The 23,806-nt window shown below is 41.2% G+C and carries 20 protein-coding genes and 1 tRNA gene; 11 read left to right on the forward strand and 10 right to left on the reverse strand.

What is annotated here, in order from left to right; genetic code table 11:
• Window positions 1–135: 135 nt before the first annotated feature.
• The 3 genes from GUY17_RS18580 to GUY17_RS18590 all read right to left on the reverse strand — a co-directional run bounded on the left by GUY17_RS18580 (window position 136) and on the right by GUY17_RS18590 (window position 2,735).
• The gene (locus GUY17_RS18580) at window positions 136–1,146 is read right to left on the reverse strand and encodes an LLM class flavin-dependent oxidoreductase (RefSeq protein WP_162024408.1); all 1,011 of its coding nucleotides are present in this window, start codon (window positions 1,144–1,146) and stop codon (window positions 136–138) included.
• A gap of 88 nt (window positions 1,147–1,234) precedes the next feature.
• Window positions 1,235–1,759, reverse strand: coding sequence for a DUF3087 domain-containing protein (locus GUY17_RS18585; protein ID WP_162023961.1), 525 nt, complete (start codon window positions 1,757–1,759; stop codon window positions 1,235–1,237).
• A 208-nt stretch (window positions 1,760–1,967) separates the two neighbouring features.
• The gene (locus tag GUY17_RS18590) at window positions 1,968–2,735 is read right to left on the reverse strand and encodes an SDR family NAD(P)-dependent oxidoreductase (protein ID WP_162023962.1); all 768 of its coding nucleotides are present in this window, start codon (window positions 2,733–2,735) and stop codon (window positions 1,968–1,970) included.
• 105 nt (window positions 2,736–2,840) lie between these two features.
• Here GUY17_RS18590 and GUY17_RS18595 point away from each other — a divergent pair, with 105 nt between their 5' ends.
• The gene (locus tag GUY17_RS18595; RefSeq protein WP_011639018.1) at window positions 2,841–3,176 is read left to right on the forward strand and encodes a helix-turn-helix domain-containing protein; all 336 of its coding nucleotides are present in this window, start codon (window positions 2,841–2,843) and stop codon (window positions 3,174–3,176) included.
• 45 nt (window positions 3,177–3,221) lie between these two features.
• On the opposite strand, the gene GUY17_RS18600 is transcribed toward GUY17_RS18595, so the two are convergent.
• A complete protein-coding gene (locus GUY17_RS18600; RefSeq protein WP_162023963.1) occupies window positions 3,222–4,694 on the reverse strand; it encodes an MBL fold metallo-hydrolase RNA specificity domain-containing protein in 1,473 nt (490 codons plus the stop codon).
• A 369-nt stretch (window positions 4,695–5,063) separates the two neighbouring features.
• Between GUY17_RS18600 and GUY17_RS18605 the strand changes: the two genes are divergently transcribed.
• A complete protein-coding gene (locus GUY17_RS18605; protein WP_162023964.1) occupies window positions 5,064–6,272 on the forward strand; it encodes a porin in 1,209 nt (402 codons plus the stop codon).
• Between the two features lie 214 nt (window positions 6,273–6,486).
• Here GUY17_RS18605 and GUY17_RS18610 read toward each other — a convergent pair whose 3' ends face one another.
• Together GUY17_RS18610 and GUY17_RS18615 are read right to left on the reverse strand one after the other, a co-directional pair.
• Complete coding sequence (locus GUY17_RS18610) at window positions 6,487–6,996, reverse strand: peptidylprolyl isomerase (RefSeq protein WP_162023965.1); 510 nt, start codon at window positions 6,994–6,996, stop codon at window positions 6,487–6,489.
• A gap of 584 nt (window positions 6,997–7,580) precedes the next feature.
• Window positions 7,581–8,921 carry a M20 family metallopeptidase gene (locus GUY17_RS18615; protein WP_174839658.1) on the reverse strand — a complete coding sequence of 447 codons (1,341 nt, stop codon included), beginning with the start codon at window positions 8,919–8,921 and terminating at the stop codon, window positions 7,581–7,583.
• Between the two features lie 158 nt (window positions 8,922–9,079).
• Between GUY17_RS18615 and GUY17_RS18620 the strand changes: the two genes are divergently transcribed.
• Window positions 9,080–9,598, forward strand: coding sequence for a GNAT family N-acetyltransferase (locus GUY17_RS18620; RefSeq protein WP_162023966.1), 519 nt, complete (start codon window positions 9,080–9,082; stop codon window positions 9,596–9,598).
• Window positions 9,599–10,311: 713 nt separating this feature from the next.
• Window positions 10,312–12,207 carry a sensor domain-containing phosphodiesterase gene (locus GUY17_RS18625; protein WP_162023967.1) on the forward strand — a complete coding sequence of 632 codons (1,896 nt, stop codon included), beginning with the start codon at window positions 10,312–10,314 and terminating at the stop codon, window positions 12,205–12,207.
• 105 nt (window positions 12,208–12,312) lie between these two features.
• Here the strand turns inward: GUY17_RS18625 and GUY17_RS18630 are convergent, their stop codons facing one another.
• The 3 genes from GUY17_RS18630 to GUY17_RS18640 all read right to left on the reverse strand — a co-directional run bounded on the left by GUY17_RS18630 (window position 12,313) and on the right by GUY17_RS18640 (window position 16,632).
• Window positions 12,313–13,524, reverse strand: a complete 1,212-nt coding sequence (locus tag GUY17_RS18630; protein ID WP_162023968.1) for a hybrid-cluster NAD(P)-dependent oxidoreductase — start codon at window positions 13,522–13,524, stop codon at window positions 12,313–12,315.
• A 112-nt stretch (window positions 13,525–13,636) separates the two neighbouring features.
• On the reverse strand, window positions 13,637–15,295 hold the full coding sequence (hcp, locus tag GUY17_RS18635) for a hydroxylamine reductase (protein WP_162023969.1): 1,659 nt from the start codon (window positions 15,293–15,295) through the stop codon (window positions 13,637–13,639).
• A 341-nt stretch (window positions 15,296–15,636) separates the two neighbouring features.
• Window positions 15,637–16,632, reverse strand: coding sequence for a DUF4382 domain-containing protein (locus GUY17_RS18640; RefSeq protein WP_162023970.1), 996 nt, complete (start codon window positions 16,630–16,632; stop codon window positions 15,637–15,639).
• Window positions 16,633–16,919: 287 nt separating this feature from the next.
• Between GUY17_RS18640 and GUY17_RS18645 the strand changes: the two genes are divergently transcribed.
• On the forward strand, window positions 16,920–17,609 hold the full coding sequence (locus GUY17_RS18645) for a DUF3157 family protein (RefSeq protein WP_101085062.1): 690 nt from the start codon (window positions 16,920–16,922) through the stop codon (window positions 17,607–17,609).
• Window positions 17,610–17,777: 168 nt separating this feature from the next.
• Here GUY17_RS18645 and GUY17_RS18650 read toward each other — a convergent pair whose 3' ends face one another.
• The gene (locus tag GUY17_RS18650; RefSeq protein WP_011639029.1) at window positions 17,778–18,038 is read right to left on the reverse strand and encodes a DUF5062 family protein; all 261 of its coding nucleotides are present in this window, start codon (window positions 18,036–18,038) and stop codon (window positions 17,778–17,780) included.
• 285 nt (window positions 18,039–18,323) lie between these two features.
• On the opposite strand from GUY17_RS18650, the gene GUY17_RS18655 reads away from it, so the two are divergent.
• The 6 genes from GUY17_RS18655 (at window position 18,324) to GUY17_RS18680 (ending at window position 23,614) form a co-directional block, all read left to right on the forward strand.
• Window positions 18,324–20,480, forward strand: coding sequence for a M3 family metallopeptidase (locus GUY17_RS18655; RefSeq protein WP_162023971.1), 2,157 nt, complete (start codon window positions 18,324–18,326; stop codon window positions 20,478–20,480).
• A gap of 200 nt (window positions 20,481–20,680) precedes the next feature.
• Window positions 20,681–20,770, forward strand: a tRNA-Ser gene (locus GUY17_RS18660).
• An 822-nt stretch (window positions 20,771–21,592) separates the two neighbouring features.
• Window positions 21,593–21,862 carry a hypothetical protein gene (locus GUY17_RS18665; protein ID WP_162023972.1) on the forward strand — a complete coding sequence of 90 codons (270 nt, stop codon included), beginning with the start codon at window positions 21,593–21,595 and terminating at the stop codon, window positions 21,860–21,862.
• A gap of 89 nt (window positions 21,863–21,951) precedes the next feature.
• Entirely contained in the window at window positions 21,952–22,398 is a 447-nt protein-coding gene (locus tag GUY17_RS18670) for a hypothetical protein (RefSeq protein WP_162023973.1), read from the forward strand.
• A gap of 372 nt (window positions 22,399–22,770) precedes the next feature.
• On the forward strand, window positions 22,771–23,235 hold the full coding sequence (locus tag GUY17_RS18675) for a hypothetical protein (RefSeq protein WP_162023974.1): 465 nt from the start codon (window positions 22,771–22,773) through the stop codon (window positions 23,233–23,235).
• Window positions 23,236–23,266: 31 nt separating this feature from the next.
• Window positions 23,267–23,614, forward strand: coding sequence for a hypothetical protein (locus tag GUY17_RS18680; RefSeq protein WP_162023975.1), 348 nt, complete (start codon window positions 23,267–23,269; stop codon window positions 23,612–23,614).
• The last annotated feature ends 192 nt before the right edge of the window (window positions 23,615–23,806 follow it).

Here is a 23,806-nt window from a genome sequence, read left to right on the forward strand (position 1 = left end):
CCCATGTTAGAGAGCACCCGTGCCCACTTTATTAATATCAATGAACACAGGTTTGTTATGACACAAAAAAACGCTCACTAGTTGTGAACGCTTAATCATATTTGTGGATGTTATCGTTACCGTTATTATGGAAACTTATTGTTTCACGCTCATTAAAATATCCAGGGCGCGTAAACGATGTTCACTGTCATATAAGTCATTGGTAAACATAAGCTCATCAACACCTAGCTGTTGAACAATCACTTCAAGTCGATGTTTAATCGTTGCTGGTCCGCCACACACCGACAAACTTAAAAAGTTATCGACGTAGCTTTTCTCTTGCTCGCTCCACAACCCATCCATACTATCGACAGGCGGTTTAAGCCACATTTCATTGCCACGAATTAACGCCAAAATACGTTGTTTCGAGCTAGTACTAAGGTGCTCTGCTTCAGCATCTGTTGGGGCGGCGACCAAAGGTAATCCCAACATAACATAAGGTTTGATCAATACCGCCGAAGGGATAAATTCACGTCGATAAAGCGCTACTGCATCATGTAAAAAACGCGGCGCAAAGTGGCCTGCAAATACATACGGCAATCCACGTTTAGCAGCCAACTGAGCGCTAAACAAACTTGAACCTAATAACCAAATGGGCACATTAGTGTCTTCGCCCGGAATCGCTCTCACTTGGGCGGAGGCAGCTTGCTGACGCTGCGCTCGCGGACCTAATAATGATTGCAGTTCGCTCACTTCTTCTGGGAAGTGTTCTGCTCGGCTATCATCACGATTCAATGCGCGACTCGTCACTTGGTCGCTACCGGGTGCGCGACCTAAGCCTAAATCGATACGGTTGGGATACAGGCTGGCCAAGGTGCCAAACTGCTCGGCAACCACTAAAGGGGCATGATTAGGTAACATGATTCCGCCAGCGCCAACACGAATACGTTGAGTTCCACCTGCAATATAGCCAATTAATATCGAGGTTGCCGAACATATAATGCCTGGCATATTGTGATGTTCAGCCAACCAAAAACGATTAATACCAACATTTTCGGCATGTTGGGCATAACGCAGGCTACCTTGTAACGTTTCAGTGACGTTGGCATCTTCGCGCATCGGAGCGAGTTCGAGTAATGAAAAAGGAATATCTGCCAATATTGACATCATGGCTCCTTATTTAAGGTAAGAATTGATGGCATCCGCTGAAAACCACGCTATAACGCTAGCAAAAAAGTTATCAACAGATGATGGTCTAAAAGGCTTGTAGCATGTCGGGAGTAAACTCATCAGCATCAACAGAAATACCAGCCGCATCAATGCATTTCTGTAGTTTATCTAACTCATTATTGACGTTTGAAATAGTTAAGGTGTTGTTATCTAACTCATACACTAGCGCTAAGCTTTGATAATAAAAACTGAGGATGACTAATGCATCACGGTTATTGTCTTTGGCGGCTAGTTGAATCGATTTAAGCTTGCGGTAAATTTTGTTCTGCAACTGTTTCAGTTGCCACACATAATACACTTCATAAAATTTCGGTTTTGAACGCAGGTTACGTATTAAAAATACGCACACCATTAACGCCAAAATCACCCCAGTAAAATTAAGATGAAAATTGCCAGTAGCCTCTGCACCGGGTAATGGCTTAACGCCAAAAAAATAGATCATCAACTGACCCAATATTACTGACAAAATAGCCAGCGTTGCCACTAAACCTATCTGCACTTGATTATTAACCGAACGATACTGGCTTTTATTAATGTTAACTAACTTCATCACGCCGCTCACATCACTTATTTATCTATAGCTTAACGTGTTAGAGCGATTTATAGAATGAAATATTAACGCTTATTAAGTGTGATTTAATCTAAAGTTATCGGATGTAATGTTATTGGATGTAAGTTAGCGAGTAACAAGGAGCGACCAAGATCGCCCCCCAAACATTCATATTTCAAATAGGCAATGCTCTATTGTAAGCGGAGTATTAGTTACGGCCAGCCATCACGCCACCATCTACATCCCATACCGCGCCAGTCACCCAAGCGGCTTTATCTGATAACAAAAATACTATGCTATTTGCTACATCGGTCGGGCTACCTACTCGGCCAATGGGATGGAATGGATTGAAACTGTCGAGCACACTAGCCATATCTTGCGGTTCGATAAAAGCTTGATAAATTGGCGTGCTAACAACAGCTGGCGATACCGCATTAACACGAATGTGATGCCCCGCCAGCTCCATTGCCATGTGCTGAGTTAACGCATGTAATCCTGCTTTGGCCATAGAATATGCGCTTGACGGTGTGGCTTTAATGGCTTGTTTAGCCCACATAGAACCAATGTTCACTATGCTACCGCCATGATGTTTAATCATGTTTCTGGCTACCGCTTGTGAAATCACAAAAATGGCTTTGTTAAGCTCCATGTAAATATCGTAATCACTCATTTGATGATCTAAAAACGGCTTAGGATTAAAATAGCCTGCAGCATTCACTAAATGATCGATTTTATGATCCATGGAATTGATCATATTGATCAAACGGCTGAGATCTTGCGGGTCATATAAATTGGCTTGAAACCCACTGACATTCCCCAGCGAAGACAGTTGCGCCACTGCAGCATTGAGTTTATCGGTTTTATTGCCAACGATAATGGTATCAACACCTTGCGACACGAGTTGCTTGGCGGTTTCAAAACCGATACCGCTTGTGCCGCCAATAATCAGCGCTGTTGTTTGAGTTGAATTCGTCATTTGAGCACACCTAATAAAAGAGTAAGTGTGTTAAGCTTATTGGCAAACTATCCAATTGAATAGTAAGTACAATTAAGTCCTATAGGTACTTTTAGGTACATATTAATGAATACAAAAGAAAAATTATTTTTGCGAAAGTCTGCCCCAGAAAAAAGTGCCCGTATGGTCGAAACCATTTACGGCTGTAAATGGTCATTAACTGTGTATCAGTTATTAGCCAATAACATTAATCGTCCCGGTGAAATGGTAAAATCAGTTGAAGGACTCAGCACCAAAGTACTGAATCAATGTTTGAAAAAAAACATCGAATTTGGCATTTTGAATAAAATTAATTACCCTGAAATTCCACCGAGAGTAGAATACCAAGTGACCGAATTTGGGCAAAAGTTTATGCGCATATTAGACGATATTGAAAAGCTGCAACACGAAATTGATGCTTAGCCCGCAGGCTAAGCAATCGTTCACCTAATAACCCCTTCACTCAAATTAAATTGCTGATGGATCATTATATTCACTCGCCTTATTCAGCCACACAAACTCTGGCAAAGCATTTAAGTCTAAACAATCTCCTCGCTCAGCAATGGCGCTATTTTTCGGTTTTTTAACACTGTCTTGATTAAGCGCTTCAATCAATACTTGCTGTGCTTTTAGTTCACCATGTACCAATATTACCGCGGGTGATTGCTCAAAATGGCGATACCAAGACAATAACTCGGCTTGGTCAGCATGGGCTGATAACCCACCTACAGTATGAATACTGGCAGCAACCTTAATACTTTGGCCATGAATCGTCAGCTCTTCAGCACCGTCGACTAATATCCGCCCTGGCGTTCCCATTGCCTGAAAACCACAAATAATAATATCGGCTTCTTTACGCCATAGGTTATGCACAAAATGATTGCGAATTCGGCCGCCATTACACATACCACTGCCGGCAATAATGATTAATCCTTTATGAATATCGTTCAACTCTATCGACTCTTCAGTGCTACACACAAATTCAGCACTGGATAACAACGGATGTTGCCCAGGCGATAAGCGGGTAAAACGCTTAAAGTCATCGTCCATCAACGGATAATTGTTAACATATACCTCGGTTGCTTTTATCGCCATTGGACTGTCTAAACAAATACGCCAACGTGATAAGTCCCACTCTTTGGCATATAAATGAAATAGATAAAGAAGCTCTTGAGCACGTCCCACTGAAAATGCCGGGATCAAAATATTGCCCCTACTTTCATGAATAGTTCGTTTGAAAATTGATTTCAGTTCAACCAAGGTATCTTGCCAACTGCGGTGCAACCTATCGCCGTAAGTACTTTCCATTAGCACTAAATCAGCTTGTTCAATAAACGTTGGGTCATCCAAAACCGGCATACCTGCACGACCTAAATCACCACTAAAAACCAGTTTTTTCTGTTGAGGTTTATTGCCTAACCACAACTCCACCACCGCAGAACCCAGAATATGTCCCGCATCGGACAAGCAAACCTCTACCCCATCGGCAACCTGCACTCGCTGGCCATAATCTACCATCACAAACTGCGCCATTACTTGATCGACATCTTTTTCGGTAAATAGCGGTTCAAGCAGTTCTAAATCATGTTTTGCACGTTTTTTATTTTGCCTGTCGGTATCTCTTTCTTGCAGCATGGCTGCATCACGCAACATGACATCACATAACTGTGCGGTGGCTTTTTGAGTATAAATGGGTCCAGTAAACCCCTGATTAATCAAATAAGGCAAACGGCCGGAATGATCAATATGGGCATGGCTTAATACCACTGCATGGATTTGTGTGGCGTCGAATGGAAAAGGATCGTGATTACGTAACGCGTCAGCTTTACTCCCTTGAATTAATCCACAATCAAGCAGCACTTGCTGCCCTTTGACTGTGAGTAAATGGCAAGATCCAGTGACCTCTTGAGTTGCGCCGTGAAACTGTAAAGTCATGTCCATAATGTCGCCCCCGATAAAATCGATAACAGTGCTAAATTAAGCGTATGCCATTGGTAAAATAAAGTCGCGATCTACATCAAATAAACGCTCAAAAAACACGCTATTTTAAAGGCGAATAAAAAACCACATTAAGTGCGTAAGTAACCACCAATTAACATTTACTTACAATTGTTAACTGCGGTACAACTCAGTATTAACACTCGATTTTACTAAGTCATTGAACAACGAATTTTATGAGATATATCGCCTTTTTTGAGCACATTTCACTTTGTGAGTCACTCATAGGTTTGATATTCTCCGTCGCCTCAATGGAAAGATATATTAACGGACTAAGCTGTGCTTACTCAAACAACAAGACAAGAGATTAAAATGAACAGAACATTAATTGCAGCATTAATTTCAACAATTCTTATTGCACCTGCAGCGTCAGCAATCGAAGTTTATAAAGATGATGTTAATGCGGTTAAAATTGGCGGCTTTATCGATGCGCGCGTGATCAATACTCAAGGTGAAACAGAAGTTGTTAACGGTGCTTCACGGATTAATTTTGGTTTTAGTCGTCAACTACAAAATGACTGGAAAGCTTACGCCTTGCTTGAATGGGGTGTAAATCCAGTAGGTAGCACAGATATTGTTTACAATAATCGCTTTGAATCAATTCAAGACGAGTTTTTCTATAATCGTCTTGGTTATGCCGGTTTATCACATGACAAATACGGTAGCATCACAATTGGCAAGCAATGGGGTGCTTGGTATGACGTGGTGTACAGCACAAACTATGGCTTTGTATGGGACGGAAACACTGCGGGTGTTTACACTTACAACAAAGATGACGGCGCGGTAAATGGTGTCGGTCGTGGTGACAAAACAGTTCAATATCGTAACAGCTTTGGCGACATAAGTTTTGCCGTGCAAGCCCAACTTAAAAACAGTGCTTTCTATACTTGTGATGTAGAAAATATCACTCAAGATGCCTGTGAAGAGTTATGGGCAGCAAGTTCAACGTCGGCACAGCAAGTTGAGTATAACTATACCTATGGTGGTGCTGTCACTTACCAAGCCACTGATAAGCTAGTGCTAACTGCCGGTGTTAACCGTGGTGAGTTTGATGTGACCTTTGGTAACGGTGGAACATCCACTGCTGTTGATCTTATTTACGGCATGGGTATCACTTGGGGCAACTTTGAGCAGAATGGTTTTTATGCTGCTGCCAACGTAAACAAAAACGAAAATCATGACACCGACAATATCGGTCGTTTAATTAACGACGCTGTGGGTATTGAATCATTGTTCTCGTACAAGTTCGATAACAACATTCGTACTTTTATTTCGTACAACATTCTTGATGCTGGATCTAACTACGTGATCCAACCTAACTACAATGCCGATCAAGATGACGTTTTTAAACGTCAGTTTTTCGTAGTAGGTTTACATTATGTATTTGACCCAGATACTGTTTTATATGTTGAAGCTCGCCGTGATTACAGCGATTTCACCAGCGCAGACAAAGCACAACAAGCCAGAATGGAACTGTCTGAAGATGACGGCATTGCCATTGGTATTCGTTTCACACTTTAATGTGACTACTGTGGTTTAGCACAGATCAAAAAAGGTTCGACAGTGATGTCGAACCTTTTTTATTGCGTTGTTTTAAGCTAGTTCTTAATAGTAAGTGCTTAATAGTAAGTGCTTAATAGTAAGTGCTTAATAGTAAGTGCTTAATAGTAAGTGCTTAATAGCTATTACTTACTCGCTAATGTTTAATAGCGAGTGTGTAAATAGCACTGCACATTTAAGCAACAGGTTTCTCGTCAACAATGGTCACTTTCTCAACAATAATCGGCTCACGCGGTACATCTTCATGGCCTGCCATCGTCGTTGTTTTAACTCGCTCCATTTGCTGAATAACATCCATACCGGCGGTCACTTTGGCAAACACCGCATAACCCCAACCCGCATTGGTCATTGCTGCGTGGTCTAGAAAATCATTGTCGGCAACATTAATAAAAAATTGCCCAGTAGCTGAATGCGGCGAATCTGTTCGAGCCATCGCCAAAGTACCCAACACGTTGTTCAAACCTTTATTGGCTTCATTGGCAATAGGGTCACGAGTAGGTTTTTCTTTCATTTTGGCGGTTAAGCCACCGCCCTGCACCATAAAACCTTTAATAACCCGATGAAAAATAGTGCCGTCATAAAAACCGTCTTGGCAGTATTTTAAAAAGTTTTTTGAAGAAACCGGCGCACGTTCCATTTCAAGCTCTACGGTAAAATCGCCAAGGTTGGTGCTAAAGATAATCATATACAGCCATGTTCCAAAAATGAGAATAGCCGCCATTATATTATATAGAACCGTAGGCGGCTATCGCGCTTATTGTTGAATGAAATTCTATCCTTTAAACACTTTCCACTTATTGGGCTGGCTGATTAAATAAATCCATCGCGGATTTTGTCATCGCCCTAACCCCAGTGCGAATAGTTAACGGCATAGATAACCGGGTGCAAACTGACTTGAATGTAAACGTTCAAGTTTATTGCGCTGGTTGATTAAATAAATCCATCGCAGATTTTGTCATAGCCCTAACCCCAGTGCGGATAGTTAACGAATAATCTGGCGCAAACTGACTAGAATGTAAACGTTCAAGTTTATTGCACTGGTTGATTAAATAAATCCATCGCGGATTTTGTCATAGCCCTAACCCCAGTGCGAATGGTTAATGGCATAGATAACCGGGTGCAAACTGACTTGAATGTAAACGTTCAAGTTTATTGCGCTGGTTGATTAAATAAATCCATCGCGGATTTTGTCATAGCCCTAACCCCAGTGCGAATGGTTAACGGCATAGATAACCGGGGGCAAACTGACTTGAATGTAAACGTTCAAGTTTATTGCGCTGGTTGATTAAATAAATCCATCGCGGATTTTGTCATAGCCCTAACCCCAGTGCGGATAGTTAGCGAATAATCTGGCGCAAACTGACTAGAATGCAAAGACGGCAAGGTATCGCCAGACTCAACACTCGCTTGATACTGGCTAGGTTCTACCCCGCCCAGCCAAAATAAAGTAATCGGACGTTTCTCTGCAGTGAGCCCATATAAACCAAAATCTTCGCCAGCCATTACCGGTGGTGCCACCAGCACATTATCGCTGCCTAATTCGGCTTCAATACTGGCTTTAACCTTAGCGGCTAACGTGGGATCGTTATAGGTTGACGGAATGGTTTCATCATCATGTACATACACCACAGGCATAAGGTCATCTGGCAAGCCAGCACTAATCGCGATACCGGTAGTAATACGTTTAATCGCCGCGATTTGCTGCTCACGAACCTTAGGATTATACGAGCGTAAGGTCAGCTGAAGCTTCACTTCATCTGAAATAATATTGTGTTTTGAGCCACCATGAATAGCGCCAACAGTAACCACATTAGGCTCTAACGGCGAGACTTCTCGGCTAACAATGGTTTGCAGTGCAAGTACTGTGCGCGCAGCAAGTACCACTGGATCGATAGTGACGTGCGGATAAGCACCATGGCCACCTTTGCCCTTAATGGTAATATCAACCGAATCAACATTCGCCAAGGCATAACCACTTACGGTGCCGACTTTGCCTGCAGGAATTGACGCACTCACATGCAAACCAATAATGCTGTCTGGTGTTGGGAACTGGCTAAACAACCCCTGTTTTAGCATGGCTTTGGCGCCGCCACCGACTTCTTCTGCGGGTTGAGCCACCATCATCAAAGTACCTTGCCAGTCGGCTTTGTGAAGCATCAGTTGCTGTGCAGTACCAATTAAACTGGTCATGTGAATATCGTGGCCACAACCATGCATAATCCCAACAGTACTGTTGTCCGCATTAAGGGTTGTCACGGTCGATGCGTACTCTTTTCCCGTTTGTTCAATAATTGGCAAGCCATCAATATCAGCACGGATCATCACCACGGGGCCTTTACCGTTTTTGACAATACCGACCACACCATAACCGCCAAAATTAGCAGTAACCTCAAAGCCTAATTGCTTTAGTTCTTGCGCCATACGTTGGCTAGTGGCTTTTTCTTGATATGACAATTCAGGGTGTTGATGCAGGTGTAGATATAGTTGCTCAAGCTTTGGTAATGCTTTACTTACAGAGAGATCAAGATCGCTCGCACTAGCAGTAACAGACAACGACGAAGCTGAAAACACTAACGCCAATAAGGGGTACGCAACACGTAAGCAGGTCATATTATTATTCTTAATTGTCGGGATTTGAGTATGTTAACCTACCATAAGCTTAAGCCACTTTGTAATGGGTTTTAGGTAACCGCAAGTTAAGGGATAATGTTAGTAGTGGCATAGTGATTAAGTCATTGTGGTCAGAGAAATAATAATAAAGGAAATCAATGACAGTCATTACTGAAACACCAAGGTTAATTATAAGAGAATTTACCCTTGAAGATGCACCTGCAGTATTGCATTTTAATGCTCCAGAACAAGTCAGCCTCTATACCGGTGACGCAGGAATGTGCACAACATTAACCGACGCCGAAAACATCATTACCAATATTTGGTTAGCTGAATATCAGCAATACGGTTTTGGCCGTTGGGCTGTGGTACTGAAAGAGACCAAGACTGTGATTGGGTTTTGCGGTTTTAAAAATGAAACTCGTATTAATGCCGTCGATATTGGTTATCGCTTGCACCCTGATTACTGGGGTATTGGTTTAGCGACAGAAGCCAACCTAGCCTGTATCGAATATGCCAAACAACACATGGATTTAGGCATCGTCTATGCCACTGTTGTCGATGCTAATAGCGGCTCAATCAATGTGGTCACTAAACTAGGCATGACATTTCATTCTCAATTCCAACGAGATGAATTTACTTTTAATCGTTATGCCATGTTATTGAACGGCAACTAACGAGCACTTATCTAAGTACTAACGCTAAGCACTAAATCTATCTCAACATCTAAATCTAAAAAAACAGCAAGCAAAAAACTAACATGTTGCTTTTTCATTAAAGCTGACTCTATCGTGCTGGCTTAACATTAGCTTCGTTTCATGTACCGAAATCAAATTAACCTTATAAAATTAGTACCGCTGAGAATAGTATTAAACGTTTTTAGCAATAAAATATAAATTATTTTTAATCAAAAGCTTACATAAAAAATTAAATACCATAAAGCTAACACTAAGCCATATCACTCGCCTATAGCTGAGCAAATAACAAAACAATATTAATGACCAACATAGAGACTGCATATGTGTTAGGTTGTATTAGTGTATTGCAAGAAATCGATACGATATTCATGGATGAAAGAGCAGCTACAACACTTAAGCCGGTATGTAGTATCACAATGGACTCTCTGAAATTACCCAACCAGTATTTTTCCTTCATTCAAGACTTCAGGTTACATCAGTGCACCATGACGCCGTGCCAATATAACGAATTGATTTGTAAAGAATAATAATATCACTTAGTTATATGCAATAAATTTAGATGCCATAAAGTTTAGATGTTAATTATCTCGAACTCACCCATTACAGACTGGTGGCCTGCTACCGTATTTCTTCACATACAAACAGCCTGTTTATTGAGTAACAACACAATAAAATAAGAGGTAATTACACTTTTGAAAAATAATACGATTGCGATAACCCCTGAAATGCTGAAGTCTTGGCAAAAAACAGTTGATCTGATTGCCAAAGTCGCTCAAGTGCCTGCATCGTTAATTATGAAACTTCACACTGATGAAATGGAAGTGTTTGTCGCCAATCATAATGCCAACAGCCCATATGCCCCCGGGATGAAAGACATGCTGGGACATAGTTTATATTGCGAATCAGTGATTGAGCAGCAAACAGAATTACATGTCAAAAATGCCCTAGAAGATCCTCGCTGGAGTCAAAATCCTGAGCTTGAATTTGGTATGGTTTCTTATTATGGCGTACCACTCAACTGGCCTGATGGAGAGCCCTTTGGCACCATTTGCATACTAGACCAAAAAGCAAATAGCTACTCCGATGATCTTATTTTGCTGTTAGATTGTTTTCGTCAAAATGTTGAAAGTAATCTAGAAATACTCTACCAAAAAGAAAAGCTGGCTCAAGCCAATTTACAGTTAGAAACTCGTATTGCGCAGCGCACATCAGACTTAGAGCAGCTTAACAGCAATTTAATGCAAGAAATCGATTCACGCATCGCCGCGGAAAAACTATTAGATATTCAACAACGTTTCGACAGCGTCACTGGCTTGCCTAAATTTAGTCAACTCGAAACAGTGTTTAACAACCTGACGAAAAGCGACGCCTTAACCTGTATTTCGGTAACCCATTTCAGCATCACCAACTTAAAAGTCATTCAAGACGGTTTAGGTTATGACATCACTGAAAAAGTACGTAATGTGGTCGCGCAAAAACTACAACATTTTATACCCAATAATACTTATCTTGCCATTGTCAGTGATACGACCTTCTGTATCGTCATCTGCACCAAGAAACAACTATATGGCGATAAGATGGCGACTTTTTGCAGTCGCTTATGTCAGCACTTTAGCCAAGATATTTATGTCGATGAATTACCGCTATCCATTACCACTGCTATGGGAGTCGCATTTTACCCCAACGATGGTAGTGGATTTATGGACCTATCAAGAAAATCCAGCGCCGCGCTATCACATTGTGAAATGGGTAATAACAATAGCTATAAGTTCTTTAACCAAAAAATGGAATCCGAACTGTCTAGTCGTATACAAATGGAGTCATTATTAAGAGGCGCACTTAAACGCGATGAATTGTCATTGCATTACCAGCCATTTGTAAGCACTCAAAGTAAAAGTGTTGTTGGCGCTGAAGTGCTTATAAGATGGAACAACCCAACTTTAGGCCAAGTTTCGCCGGCTGAATTTATTGAAATTGCAGAACATTCAGGCAAAATCATTGAAATAGGTTATTTTGTATTAAGAAGCGCTCTGAAACAATTAGCTTACTGGCGTGAGCTATATAATCGCGATTTTTATCTGGCAATCAATATGTCACCCATACAACTAAAAGACAGTTACTTAGTCGATAAGATTGTTAGCTTGCTTGAGTTATACAACATACCCGGCCATTTGCTTGAGATTGAGCTAACAGAAAATGCGTTAATCCACGATGCAGCATATGCCCAGGAAGTATTGAGCAAGTTAAATCAGCATGGGATCCGTTTGTCGTTAGATGATTTTGGTACCGGTTATTCGTCACTCAGTTACTTGCAATACTATCCGTTTAACTCAGTCAAAATTGATCGCAGCTTTATTCGTAATCTTGATACTTCAGAACAGAGCCGACAGTTAGTTAACACCATTATCGCCATGGCAAATAACTTACAGTTGTCGTTAGTGGCAGAAGGGGTGGAAAATCAATTTCAAGCCGATTTTGTGGCTAAGCAAGGGGCTGACATATGGCAGGGTTATCATCTGGGAAAACCGGTAGATGCCAATGAGTTTGCCCAGCAATACTTAATCCCCTCAATGACACCACTATTTTAATCTACTGCATGTGTCGCAAATGGTATCGCAATAGTTTCGCACTCAACGAGTACCGTATAAGCCGACCGTTACAAAGTTGGCTTATATGTACTACGGTAAGACATATCACATTTGTAAGCGCACATCTGAGGTCATTTTGGTTGAACACGCCAATACAAAGCCTGCTGCAATTTCGTCAGCCGTTAACGCCATTTTGCTAGACGACACAGTGGTGCCTGAAACAACCTGACATTTACACGCACCGCATACGCCTGAACGACATGCGGCAATAATCGGTAATTTTGCCGACTCAATGCCATCAAGTAGGCTTTGGTCGCCAGTTAGCTGCACCTGTTTATCACCAATGCTCAGCATAAACTGCTCGGTTGATGGATTACTTTCTAACGCAGCTTTCAACCCCATGGCACTACTTGCACCAAAGCTTTCTTGGTTGAACTGACTCATATCAAATTCGGCAGCTTCAAGCATTAACTTTACCGCCGCCATGTATGGCTCAGGTCCGCACACAAATACGGTACGCTGTTGATAATCTGGCACTAACTTAACTAAGGTTTCTAAACTTAAGCGACCACTTTCACAACCTGTAGAGGCATGCTTATCAGTCAAATTTTGCTTATTGCCGTCAGACTCTAATACATAATTGAGATTGAAATGTTGGCTTCGTGATGCCATCGACGCCATTGAATTAGCAAACATAATGTCATCGACAGTTTTGGCACTGTGTACGAAGGCAATATCGCTGTCGGTAGTGGTATCGCAAAGCCAGCGCGACATAGAATGCATTGGTGTTACGCCGCAACCCGCGCTTAAGAATAAGTACTTATCGGCCTCAATGTCGACCAAGTTAAATATCCCATCAGGGCCAGTAACCGTCACTTCATCGCCAACATTGAGCGACTCAGTTAAGTAATTAGACACCACGCCACCAGCGATTTTTTTAATCGTGACCACTAATGAAAATGGTCGTGAAGGTGACGATGAAATAGTGTAACTGCGGTAAACCTTGTCGCCATTAATATTTAGTTTAAAGGTAATAAACTGCCCCGGTTTAAAATTAAATTTAACCGGTGTGAGTCCCTGAAAGCGGAAACTGACCACATCATGGGTTTCATTCCATTTTTCAACACAGCAAAGCTGTACCTCGCCTCGTTGCCAGTTATCAGCTGCCAAAAGTGCTTTCGGGGTTGCCAGTGCAGCGGGTTCAACCGTTGGCGTGGTCTCGATAACGGGGGCCTCGCTAACAGGAGTCACCTTTTTAGCCACTTGGGCAGAAAGCGCTTGTGAAAATGAAAAACCGACTGAGGGAGCACTACTCATTTTGATACCTTAACGCAGTAAAAAATACAGTTAGCGATATGAAAGTCTCATATCGCCTTTAATCGTTATCGTGCAAATACGTGTAACATAAATGCACGATTTTTATGGCTAATTACGCCACGTTCATCATTGCTTTTAAGTCTGACTCAACATCGGTAGTGCCACGCAAACCAAACTGTTGCTCTAAAATATTCATTAGATTTTCAGATAAAAATGCTGGCGCAGTAGGTCCTGTACGGATGTTTTTCACCCCAAGTGATAACAAGGTTAACAACACTACAATCGCTTTTTGCTCAAACCACGACAACACTAGGCTCAGCGGTAAATCATTAAGGTCACACTCAAAAATATCTTTTAACGCTAACGCTAACTGAATAGCAGAATAGGCATCGTTACATTGGCCCACATCAAGTAAACGTGGCACACCATTGATGTCACCAAAGTCTAATTTATTGAACTTGTACTTACCGCAACCTAAGGTCAAAATAATTGAATCATCAGGCACAGACTTAGCTAAGTCAGTAAAGTAATTGCGCTCTAATTTGTCGCCATCACAACCACCAATTAAGAAGAAGTGCTTAATAGAACCGTTTTTAACGTTTTCAACTACGGTGGGTGCTGCTGCCATTAAGGCGTTACGGGCAAAACCGATGGTGATCATGTGGGGAATTTCATCATAAGCAAAACCTTCAAGTTCAAGGGCTTTGTTAATCACTTCGCTGAAATCATCACCTTCAACGTGAGTGACACCAGGCCAACCTACGATACTGCGGGTATAAATACGGTCAGAGTACTCACCAACGGTAGGGTCGATAATACAGTTTGAGGTCATCACAACTGCACCAGGGAAAGTGGCAAATTCTTTTTGCTGATTTTGCCAAGCGCCGCCATAGTTACCGACTAAATGCGCGTATTTTTTAAATGCTGGGTAAGCAAGTGCTGGTAACATTTCGCCGTGAGTAAAGACATTAATGCCCTTGCCTGCGGTTTGCTCAAGAATAAGCTCTAGATCTTTCATGTCGTGACCAGACACTAAAATCGCTTTACCTTTAACAGATTTGGTATTCACTTGTGTTGGCTCAGGATGGCCAAAAGAGGTGGTTTCGCCTAAATCTAACATCGCCATAATGCGGTAGTTTAATTGGCCAATTTCCATTGCAGTAGCAAACAGCTTGTCTGCATCAACAGAATCTTCACCTAAAAATGCCATGATTTTATGGAACTCAGCAGCCACATCAACGTCAGTTTGATCTAATACGCGAGCATGTTCCATATAAGCCGCTGCGCCTTTTAAGCCATATAGGCATAATAAACGTAAGCCTAAAATGTCTTCATTTACGTCTCCGCCGTTAAGCAGTGCAATTGGCGCCTGGGCTAAAATCTCAGGTTTTGATGTAGCAAGTAATAACTCACCTTGACCGCTGACCATTTCTGGCTCGACACCTTGGCCTTTACAAGCAGCAATGTAAGCCGCTTTTAATTGGTCGCGATAGGTTTGTGCCTGGTAGGCATAATCAATTAAGCGTTCATCGTCGAAGTTTACGTTAGTTAACGTGGCAAAAAAGGCTTTAGGCACAAAAGTGTCAATGTCGCTGTCTACAATGCCAAACTCACGCGCTTTAACTGCATAAGCCGACACGCCTTGCAGCATATAGATTAATAAATCTTGAATATCAGACGTCGACGCTAACTTGCCGCACATACCTTGCGAGTAACTACAGCCATTGCCTTCTGGTGTTCTAATGGTTTGCTCACATTGCACACAAAACATAACTCTACTCCTCAAATATTATTCATGTATAAATTTTACATGTTAAGGATGAGTTTACTCTTTACTCTGTAAATCAAAACCCGTTTTTGACACCAATGTTAGATTTTATGAGCTACATCACCTTCAGCAATTGCTAATATTGATTGGTTTTTTATTGGGTAATATCGAGAGAGAAAACGGAGGTTATGGCGCGCTAAAATCATTATCTATCGCGACATAATAAACATGGATACAGGGAAAATAACGTGGCTAGAGTCAGTAAGACATCATTGATTGTATGTCTTACTGACTCTAGTTGATTGACCAAATCAAATGGTGGATAAATTCAATTGACCTCAGTACTAGCCACCATGTCCACCATGGCCTTCATGATGCCCACCATTGCCGTTGCCACACTCATGTACCGTTTGTTGTCCACCAAGAGGGCCAGATTCAATCGCTATAGAGCCTGCATCTTCATACATGACAAATGGTCCGGTGCTAATGTCATCAAGGATTGGATCATCTAAATGACCTAAACAGCTATAACCAACGCGGTAGTTCCCTTCGGGTAAATAGCCCATTGCAAAATACCAATCTCCATCCGTAGTTTGTAACAATCGGCTCACCGACAGTGGAGCCGTTAGCCCTGCAGGAGGTGTTGTTCCCATATCGGCCATTTGATCAATAGAAGTGACACTGTCAGGATATAAATAAGCTAAATGATAAAATTCCCCGCCAACAGGAGTGAGAGCCGAATACTCAGTTTCGCAATTGGCAATCCATTGCGGATCAACTTCTCCAATTAAATGGCCCATTTGACTATTATCGACTGACCACATTGCACGATGACGTAATTGGTATTGTTCTTGATCCATTAGCAGACCTTGGTACAAGTTAATTTCCAATGTCATTACACGGTGTTGATTAGCTATAATCTCAACATCTTCTATTGGCAAATAACCATTTTCAACTTGCAAACTATGACGGCCTTGGCCATCTTCAACGTAACAACCCTGATTGCCATCACCCTGATCAATTGTCACGTGGACATTATGATATTGGCCAACAGGTAGATCGAGATTATCAATGGCAAGATGCCTATTCATGCCCTGATAATCGAGCAAATTAAACTCCATATGTTGTAAACTATAACGGTGTATTTCCCCCGCAGCGTCCGTCATAACAAGTTCATTCATCACTAGCCCTAACCGGGACACTCCCGCCATAGGGGCATCTGACACCCCTAAAGAGAATTGTCCTAAAGGGTTAACTTCATCGGTTGTACTATCACTGCCGCCACAAGCGCTCAGCAATAAAACCGAAGATAACATCAATACTGAATAATAAATTTTCATCACACGTCCTCTATGTATTCGAAACATGCTCAGTGTTACTCACAAAGAGGTATCAGCATTTGATCGACATCAACAAACAGCGTTTAAATGAGTATGATTATTAACCTGAAATTAACATTCTAAAATGAATTCATGCATCACCTAACAATAGCGACACACACATAAAATATTGCCCCATCACATACAGGGGCAAAATATGAATATCGAACCACAGTTTATTTCCATTTCTACTATAAAAGTCCGTAGAATGAGCCAAAGTGTTAAAGACTTTCAATCAGGATGAATAGATGAAAACCAAACTTAATGCGATCGCATCAGCCCTATTTTTATTACTTGCTCCAGCCGCTATGGCCGCCAATGTTGCTGTTATCACCTTAGAAAATGGCGCCAATGTTCGTCTAAAAGACGACTTCACTTGGGAATACATCATTACCGAAACAGTAACCCAACCAGTGCAAGCCGCTAAAGCCGACATCGCAAAGCAAGCAAACGGAGTAACACAGCCGACCATTGCATCTGCAGCATCAATAGCAGCAGTAACAACACCTGTTGCAGCACCAACGGTTGCCATGCCAACTGCACCAGCAATGAATACTCAAGTATCAACCACACGCTTAACTGCAGCGGCGTTAGCACAACCAGAGTTATTGGGTAGTACGGCTAAAGACGGCATTAAAATCGCCCTTGCAGACACAAAATGGAAAGGCGATAAACTCGGTTTAGTGTTCGATTTTGACAGCACCAGTAACGAACATGTCACGGTTGTTGAAGTTGAAGTGAGTTTTTACAATGACAACGGTGCATTGCTCAAAACAGAAAAGCTTGAAGCCTGGGAAGCTATATTCCGTATGCCAGAAACTTACCTACGTAATGGTCAACATCGCCAAAGTGATACTATTTGGGTAGAGGGTGTGAATAAGCAGCAATGGCAAAAGCAGTTGATAAGCTTAAAAATTGTTGAAATTGAATCACGCTAATTCAATATCTAATCCTGAACCTAGACACGGAAATAGGTACGAAAATAGGTACGGACGTAAGCGTCAGCACTAGACCCAATACGAGAAATATATTTTAAAATCAATAACAAAAAGCCCAAATGAAATACCATTTCATTTGGGCTTAATTTATGGTGTAGGTTGGTAACCTTAGTTCAATAACTCATGTTCTTTAGGCAGTTGCTTACTAATCCACAATATCAATTTATGTTTACGATTCGGACCATCATCTTTATCTTCGGCTAATGGTTGGATTAAATTGTCTTGCACTAATAATCGATAAATACATTCCACTTTATCTTTTGGCGAAATGCCTTTGCCAAAATCTTCAAAACCACGCTTTTGCGCGTATCCCATGCCAATCTCCATCGCGAGCTTGAGCAGTTTTGTATCGTGTTTACCCGCTTTCATCTATCACCCTCATCGTGCTATCTATTGCTATTAAGCTACGCGAATATCCGCAAATTACCACTACAATTACGGCCAGAATGCCGCAAAATCTAACAAACATCACTATTGGCAACTTTAGTTACAATAATTAATCTTAGTTAATACCATTAACCTTTGCTGCAAGCCGCAGGCTTGGTATTGTACTGGGGTTATTACTTTATGTTTTTATTGTCACTATTCAGCCGCACCACACACTTTGAATAGGCATAAAAACACCTAAAAGGGCCAAGACCCAAGGATATTTCAATGCGTAAAACACTTATCACGACTGCAGTTAGTGCTGCACTGATGCTCAGCGCGTGTTCAGAGCAATCAGCAGACACCGCCATGGCAGCCAAAACCACAACAGATGCATCAACAACTATGACTAAAGCGCCTGCAACTGCCGAAAACGTACTGTTAACACCAAGCCCTTTACAATACATGGCACCACAGTTCGACAAAATAACAGCCAGCGACTACTTGCCAGCATTTGAGCAAGGCATGAAAGATCACAAAGCTGAAATCGCCGCTATCACCAATAACAGCGAAGCAGCCACATTTGACAATACCATTGTCGCACTAGAAAACACCGGCGCGATTTTAGACCGTACTCAACGAGTGTTTTTCAACCTGTCAGGGCTTATCTCAGACGACAACTTCATCAGTGTTGAAGAACAAATTGTGCCTAAGCTAACGGCACATCAAGACAACATCTATCTTGATGAAAAGTTGTTTGCTCGTATCCAAGCGATTTATAAAAATAAAGCCACATTAACAGGCGAAGACTTACGTTTAGTTGAAGTGTATTACGACCGTTTTGTCCGTGCCGGTGCTGAATTATCAGTCGCAGACAAAACAACAATGCGTGAGCTAAACGGTGAACTAGCCAAATTTGAAACCAGCTTCTCACAAAACGTATTAAAGTCATTTAATGACGACGTGATCGTAATTGAAGATAAAGCCCTACTTGACGGCTTATCAGACAACGACATTGCATCATTAGCTGCTGCCGCTAAAGCTGCTGGTAAAACGGGTTACATGATCACTTTAGTGAACACCACCACTCAACCATTGCTTTCTAGCCTTAAAAACCGCGATATACGTAAACAGCTATGGGAAACCTCAGCATATCGCGCCATGGACACCAACGCGCCGTTAAACATCAAAATTGCTCAACTGCGTGCACAAAAAGCCAAACTATTAGGTTACCCAACATGGGCGGCATACTCGCTAGGCGACCAAATGGCCAAAAACCCAGAAGCGGTTTATGGCATTCTTGACGACTTAGCCCCAAAAGCACTGGTTAAAGCCAAAGTAGAAGCGGCAGACATTCAAGCCGAAATCGTTAAAGACGGTAAAGACTTTACTTTAGAGCCATGGGACTGGGCTTACTACGCAGAAAAAGTGCGTAAAGCCAAATATGACTTAGACGACGGCCAGGTTAAACCTTATTTTGAAATGAATACCGTATTAAACGACGGCTTGTTTTTCGCAATGGAAAAACTGTACGGCATTACCGTAAAACCTCGTACTGACTTACCTGTGTGGCATAAAGACGTCACTGGTTATGAAATCTTTAACAAAGACGGCAGCTCACTAGGTTTGTTCTATCTCGATATGTACGCCCGCCCTGGTAAGCGTGGCGGCGCATGGATGGATGAGTACGTTAGTCAGTCATTCTTACAAAATACTAAGCCAGTGGTGTACAACGCACTTAACGTACCTAAACCAGCAGAAGGTCAACCTACTCTGTTAACGTTTGATGAAGTGAGCACGTTATTCCACGAATTTGGTCATGCCATTCACGGTTTATATTCACAAGTTAACTATCCAAGCTTAGCCGGTACCAAAACTGCACGTGACTTTGTTGAGTTTCCATCACAAGCTAACGAAGACTGGAGTGTTGATCCACAAGTGTTAGCCAACTATGCGAAACACTACCAAACTGGTGAGCCAATTCCTGCAGAGTTATTAGCTAAAGTGTTAAAAGCACACACCTTTAACCAAGGTTTTGGCACAGTTGAATACTTAGCTGCAGCGTTGCTTGATATGGAATGGCATTCAATTCCAGCTGGCACCGAAATTACCGATGTTGCCGCCTTTGAGAAACAAGCACTAGCCAAACACGGCCTAGACTACGGCCCAATTGCACCACGCTACAAAACAACCTACTTTAGCCACAGCTTCGGCGGCGGTTATTCTGCTGGTTATTACGCATACCTATGGACCGAAGTGTTTGCAGCAGACTCGTTTGCTTACATGATGGCTCACGGTGGACTGACCGAAGAGAATGGCCAAAAATATCGTGACGCAGTATTGTCAAAAGGTAATAGCCAAGATCTAATGCAAAGCTACATCGACTTTGCCGGTAAAAAACCATCAACCGACGCCCTATTAAAGCGTCGTGGTTTAGTACACTAAGTATTATTGTTGATATAAGCCTCTCTTATTGGCAACTCGCCAACAAGAGAGGCAAGCTTGCAATGAAAGCGCTTTAAAGATTAAAAAGGGTAAATATTGTGCAAACGTGAGCCTTTTTGTGTCATTTTGCACATTTGTTGTGCCATCGAACACATCAAGGCTTTACATTTTTTCTAATACCCTTATTATTCACCGCGTTCGGAGGGATGGCAGAGTGGTCGAATGCACCGGTCTTGAAAACCGGCAACGGTTTATCCCGTTCTAGGGTTCAAATCCCTATCCCTCCGCCACATTAAAAACAAAAAGGCCTTATCGAAAGATAAGGCCTTTTTGTTTGGGCGAAAGATAGGGCTTTGAACCCAAGGGTTCCTCTTTATTACAAGCAAGCTATCCCTCCGCAAGATTCAAGACTAAATGCCAAATCGATAAATACAGGGCCTTTTTTATTGGGCGAAAGATAGGACTTTAAACCCAGGGTTCCTCTTTATTACAAGCAAGCTATCCCTCCGCAATATTCAAGACAAAAGGCTCATCAGAAATGATGAGCCTTTTTCGTTTAGGTGAAAAATAGGACTTTGAACCCACGGGTTCCTATTTATAAGATCGATACTTATATATGAGTTGTAAAGTGTATTCAGCATGTGGTTACTCATTCAATGACGAATTAGTGTAGTCATTTATGTCTACGGGCGGCATGTCTCTGCACGCGGAAGTGCATTCACTGAGGTATACATGCTGGCTTTTTTATTGAGAAGTATTGAGGTGCTTTTCTATAGAAACCATTATTTACTGGTTAGATTGTGTTTAACCGAATGAACTGATTTTATATACAGGTATAAATAGATTTAGCTTAATTAAAATGAACAACTCATTAGGTAAGCCTAAAGTCGTAATGTAGATTTATTTCGAAAAGTATAATTGATTGATAATATTGCAAATAAATATTATCGCTAATTTTTTGAACGACACCAACACGTAACCTCGGTTTTTTTGTGAGGTTGAGAGTTTTTTATCACTTTACATCAAAGACATAGAGAATGTAGGATGATTTAAACAATAACTTGAACAGCCGACATTATCGGGCGAGCCGTTCAATAAGTCTTTAACTGTTTATGAGTATTGAAGTATCACAAATAAATAAAATGGAGCTAGCTGAGAAGCTTGAGTCCTATTTGTCTGGGAAAGTGGGTCATGAGGCCATCAAGTCTTATGCTTGGAGTTTATCTGATGAATCACCAAAAGAGCCCACGGCAAACGAAAAGGTTTTTTGGTCTAGTGTGTTCTCAATTATTCACTTAGCAGATGATGAACACTGGGAAGACGGTTGCACCCAAAGAGATTTAGGTGAATTATTAATCCAGCTAAAAGGTGGTAATATTTAGCTATAAACCGTTTTTTTTCAAAAGACAAAAGGCGCAAAAACTCGTCCACTTGCTCCAAAATTTATGCGGGCGTTAGGTGAATATCGTACATGGAAGCATTGTATATAATTTTAGGTGCAGCATTAGCTTTGGGTGGCGGAGTATTAACACACCACGTCCAACTTTATTACGCGCAACAAAAAGAAGAAAATAATCTTCTTTTTGAAATTGAGAGATCCCTACTAGAAATAGGGGGACTTGATTCTGAACTAAATCATTTTAAAACAGAACCTGACACTCTTGATACCAAAGCTAAAGTTGCTCGATACCGTGAGCAAAAGAGCAGTCAATTAGAAAACTTGCACCTTTTAGCCATTAGGATTATTTCAGACAAAAATAGGAGTATTGCTGTAAAAGTTGCAAAGTACTCTATTGATAAGCACCATCGTACTGATGAAAATAGATATGTATTATTAAAACTGGTTCAGCAATCTATGAATTCAAAATTATTAAAACAATATCAAAAAGAAACAGATACTAACCCAACGGTATTTTAATAAAGTTGGTTGGTTCCGCTCCGCATTTTAGCCAACTACAATTTGCCCCTTAACAGGACGCTGAACTAAGCCGTGGAGCGGAGCCAACAGAGGCTTCAATTGAGTGTGTAACCCTCATTGAATCAACCAAGCTTAAAGATATATTATAGGAAAATACCATGAAAAGGAATTTCAATGAAAAACCAACCCACAACTCGATATCAATTGACTCAAAACTGCTCTGTAGCCCAGAGCCAGCATCAAAAAATGCAAATCCCTACAGCATAAAGCATGCCAATTAATTTTGACTAGGCATCGGCCAAATCCAACAAGCGATTTATGCCTTGCAAACAGCGCAACGCATAAATACTAAACGTTATAAGGCAAAGGAGTATGCATCAATTGTCGGATCCTGAATTACTAGAATTATATAAACAACATCGTACTGGCCAAGATAAATATGCATATTTTCTATTGGCTATTGTTGCATCAGCAATAGCGTTTACTGTAAATAAAACTATTGGTTTAAAAGTCACTTATGCAGACATACCATTAGGTTTATCTGTAATCTTTTGGGGGTTAAGTTTTTATTTTGGCTGTAAATATCTTGAATGGTGCCAAACTGCAACATTTTCAAATTTTAACTTATTGCAATTAAAAAAAGGGGTTCATCCTCAACAACCACTGCACCCTCTAGAAATTGAAGCAGCAATTAATGGTGTTACTTCTGCATTGGAAAGTAACTCATCTAATGCAGGTAAATATAATAGCTTTCAATTTAAGTGTGCTATTGGTGGCGCATTAATGTTTCTTATTTGGCATGCTATTAAAGTGTATTTTTTCACAGTTACCATATAATAAGAAGTTATGTGAAAAATGGAGGTTCATCATGAATAGAGCTGTGATTTTTATAGTTGCCTTATTAGCTTCGTCTTATTCGTTTTCCGACAGCGCTTCAGGTGAGTTTATGGCATATGGGCTTGGGTCTGTCTCATGCGGAAAATATTCGAGCCTAAGTAAAAATGGAAGTGGTCATGATATGGCAAATCAGTGGGTTCTCGGCTTTGTAACGGCAAAAAATGAAAGCTTGCACTTCGAGAAGGTGAATAGTTATTTGGAAGGCCTAGATACTCAGGCAATTACTAAATACATCGAAAATTATTGTGGCACAAACCCATTGGATCAACTCTATTCTGCTGCAAATAGATTAGTTTACGATCTATCTCTTAAAAATTGATTCTCATGCCCATAAACAGAATAAAATCACATAACAAGAGACTATGGCTCAATAACTATGATTAAGCTTTAGCACTTGAGGCAGAACATCATTCTTCTGACGATAAATAAAACAACAGTTTGGTGTAACCATTTACTCATTCAATACTCGTACAACCCGTGTATACAGGCGTCTTAGAAGTAAGAGGTAGGG

The organism is Shewanella sp. Arc9-LZ, assembly GCF_010092445.1.
Lineage (GTDB): Bacteria > Pseudomonadota > Gammaproteobacteria > Enterobacterales > Shewanellaceae > Shewanella.

Coding starts and splice junctions, on each gene's coding strand:
- GUY17_RS18580 (WP_162024408.1), bottom strand. CDS start 1,146: ATGTCAATATTGGCAGATATTCCTTTTTCATTACTCGAACTCGCTCCG.
- GUY17_RS18630 (WP_162023968.1), bottom strand. CDS start 13,524: ATGAGTAGTGCTCCCTCAGTCGGTTTTTCATTTTCACAAGCGCTTTCT.
- GUY17_RS18590 (WP_162023962.1), bottom strand. CDS start 2,735: ATGACGAATTCAACTCAAACAACAGCGCTGATTATTGGCGGCACAAGC.
- GUY17_RS18600 (WP_162023963.1), bottom strand. CDS start 4,694: ATGGACATGACTTTACAGTTTCACGGCGCAACTCAAGAGGTCACTGGA.
- GUY17_RS18680 (WP_162023975.1), top strand. CDS start 23,267: ATGAATAGAGCTGTGATTTTTATAGTTGCCTTATTAGCTTCGTCTTAT.
- hcp (WP_162023969.1), bottom strand. CDS start 15,295: ATGTTTTGTGTGCAATGTGAGCAAACCATTAGAACACCAGAAGGCAAT.
- GUY17_RS18645 (WP_101085062.1), top strand. CDS start 16,920: ATGAAAACCAAACTTAATGCGATCGCATCAGCCCTATTTTTATTACTT.
- GUY17_RS18615 (WP_174839658.1), bottom strand. CDS start 8,921: ATGACCTGCTTACGTGTTGCGTACCCCTTATTGGCGTTAGTGTTTTCA.
- GUY17_RS18620 (WP_162023966.1), top strand. CDS start 9,080: ATGACAGTCATTACTGAAACACCAAGGTTAATTATAAGAGAATTTACC.
- GUY17_RS18605 (WP_162023964.1), top strand. CDS start 5,064: ATGAACAGAACATTAATTGCAGCATTAATTTCAACAATTCTTATTGCA.
- GUY17_RS18670 (WP_162023973.1), top strand. CDS start 21,952: ATGGAAGCATTGTATATAATTTTAGGTGCAGCATTAGCTTTGGGTGGC.
- GUY17_RS18595 (WP_011639018.1), top strand. CDS start 2,841: ATGAATACAAAAGAAAAATTATTTTTGCGAAAGTCTGCCCCAGAAAAA.
- GUY17_RS18675 (WP_162023974.1), top strand. CDS start 22,771: ATGCATCAATTGTCGGATCCTGAATTACTAGAATTATATAAACAACAT.
- GUY17_RS18650 (WP_011639029.1), bottom strand. CDS start 18,038: ATGAAAGCGGGTAAACACGATACAAAACTGCTCAAGCTCGCGATGGAG.
- GUY17_RS18585 (WP_162023961.1), bottom strand. CDS start 1,759: ATGAAGTTAGTTAACATTAATAAAAGCCAGTATCGTTCGGTTAATAAT.
- GUY17_RS18665 (WP_162023972.1), top strand. CDS start 21,593: ATGAGTATTGAAGTATCACAAATAAATAAAATGGAGCTAGCTGAGAAG.
- GUY17_RS18610 (WP_162023965.1), bottom strand. CDS start 6,996: ATGATTATCTTTAGCACCAACCTTGGCGATTTTACCGTAGAGCTTGAA.
- GUY17_RS18655 (WP_162023971.1), top strand. CDS start 18,324: ATGCGTAAAACACTTATCACGACTGCAGTTAGTGCTGCACTGATGCTC.
- GUY17_RS18640 (WP_162023970.1), bottom strand. CDS start 16,632: ATGAAAATTTATTATTCAGTATTGATGTTATCTTCGGTTTTATTGCTG.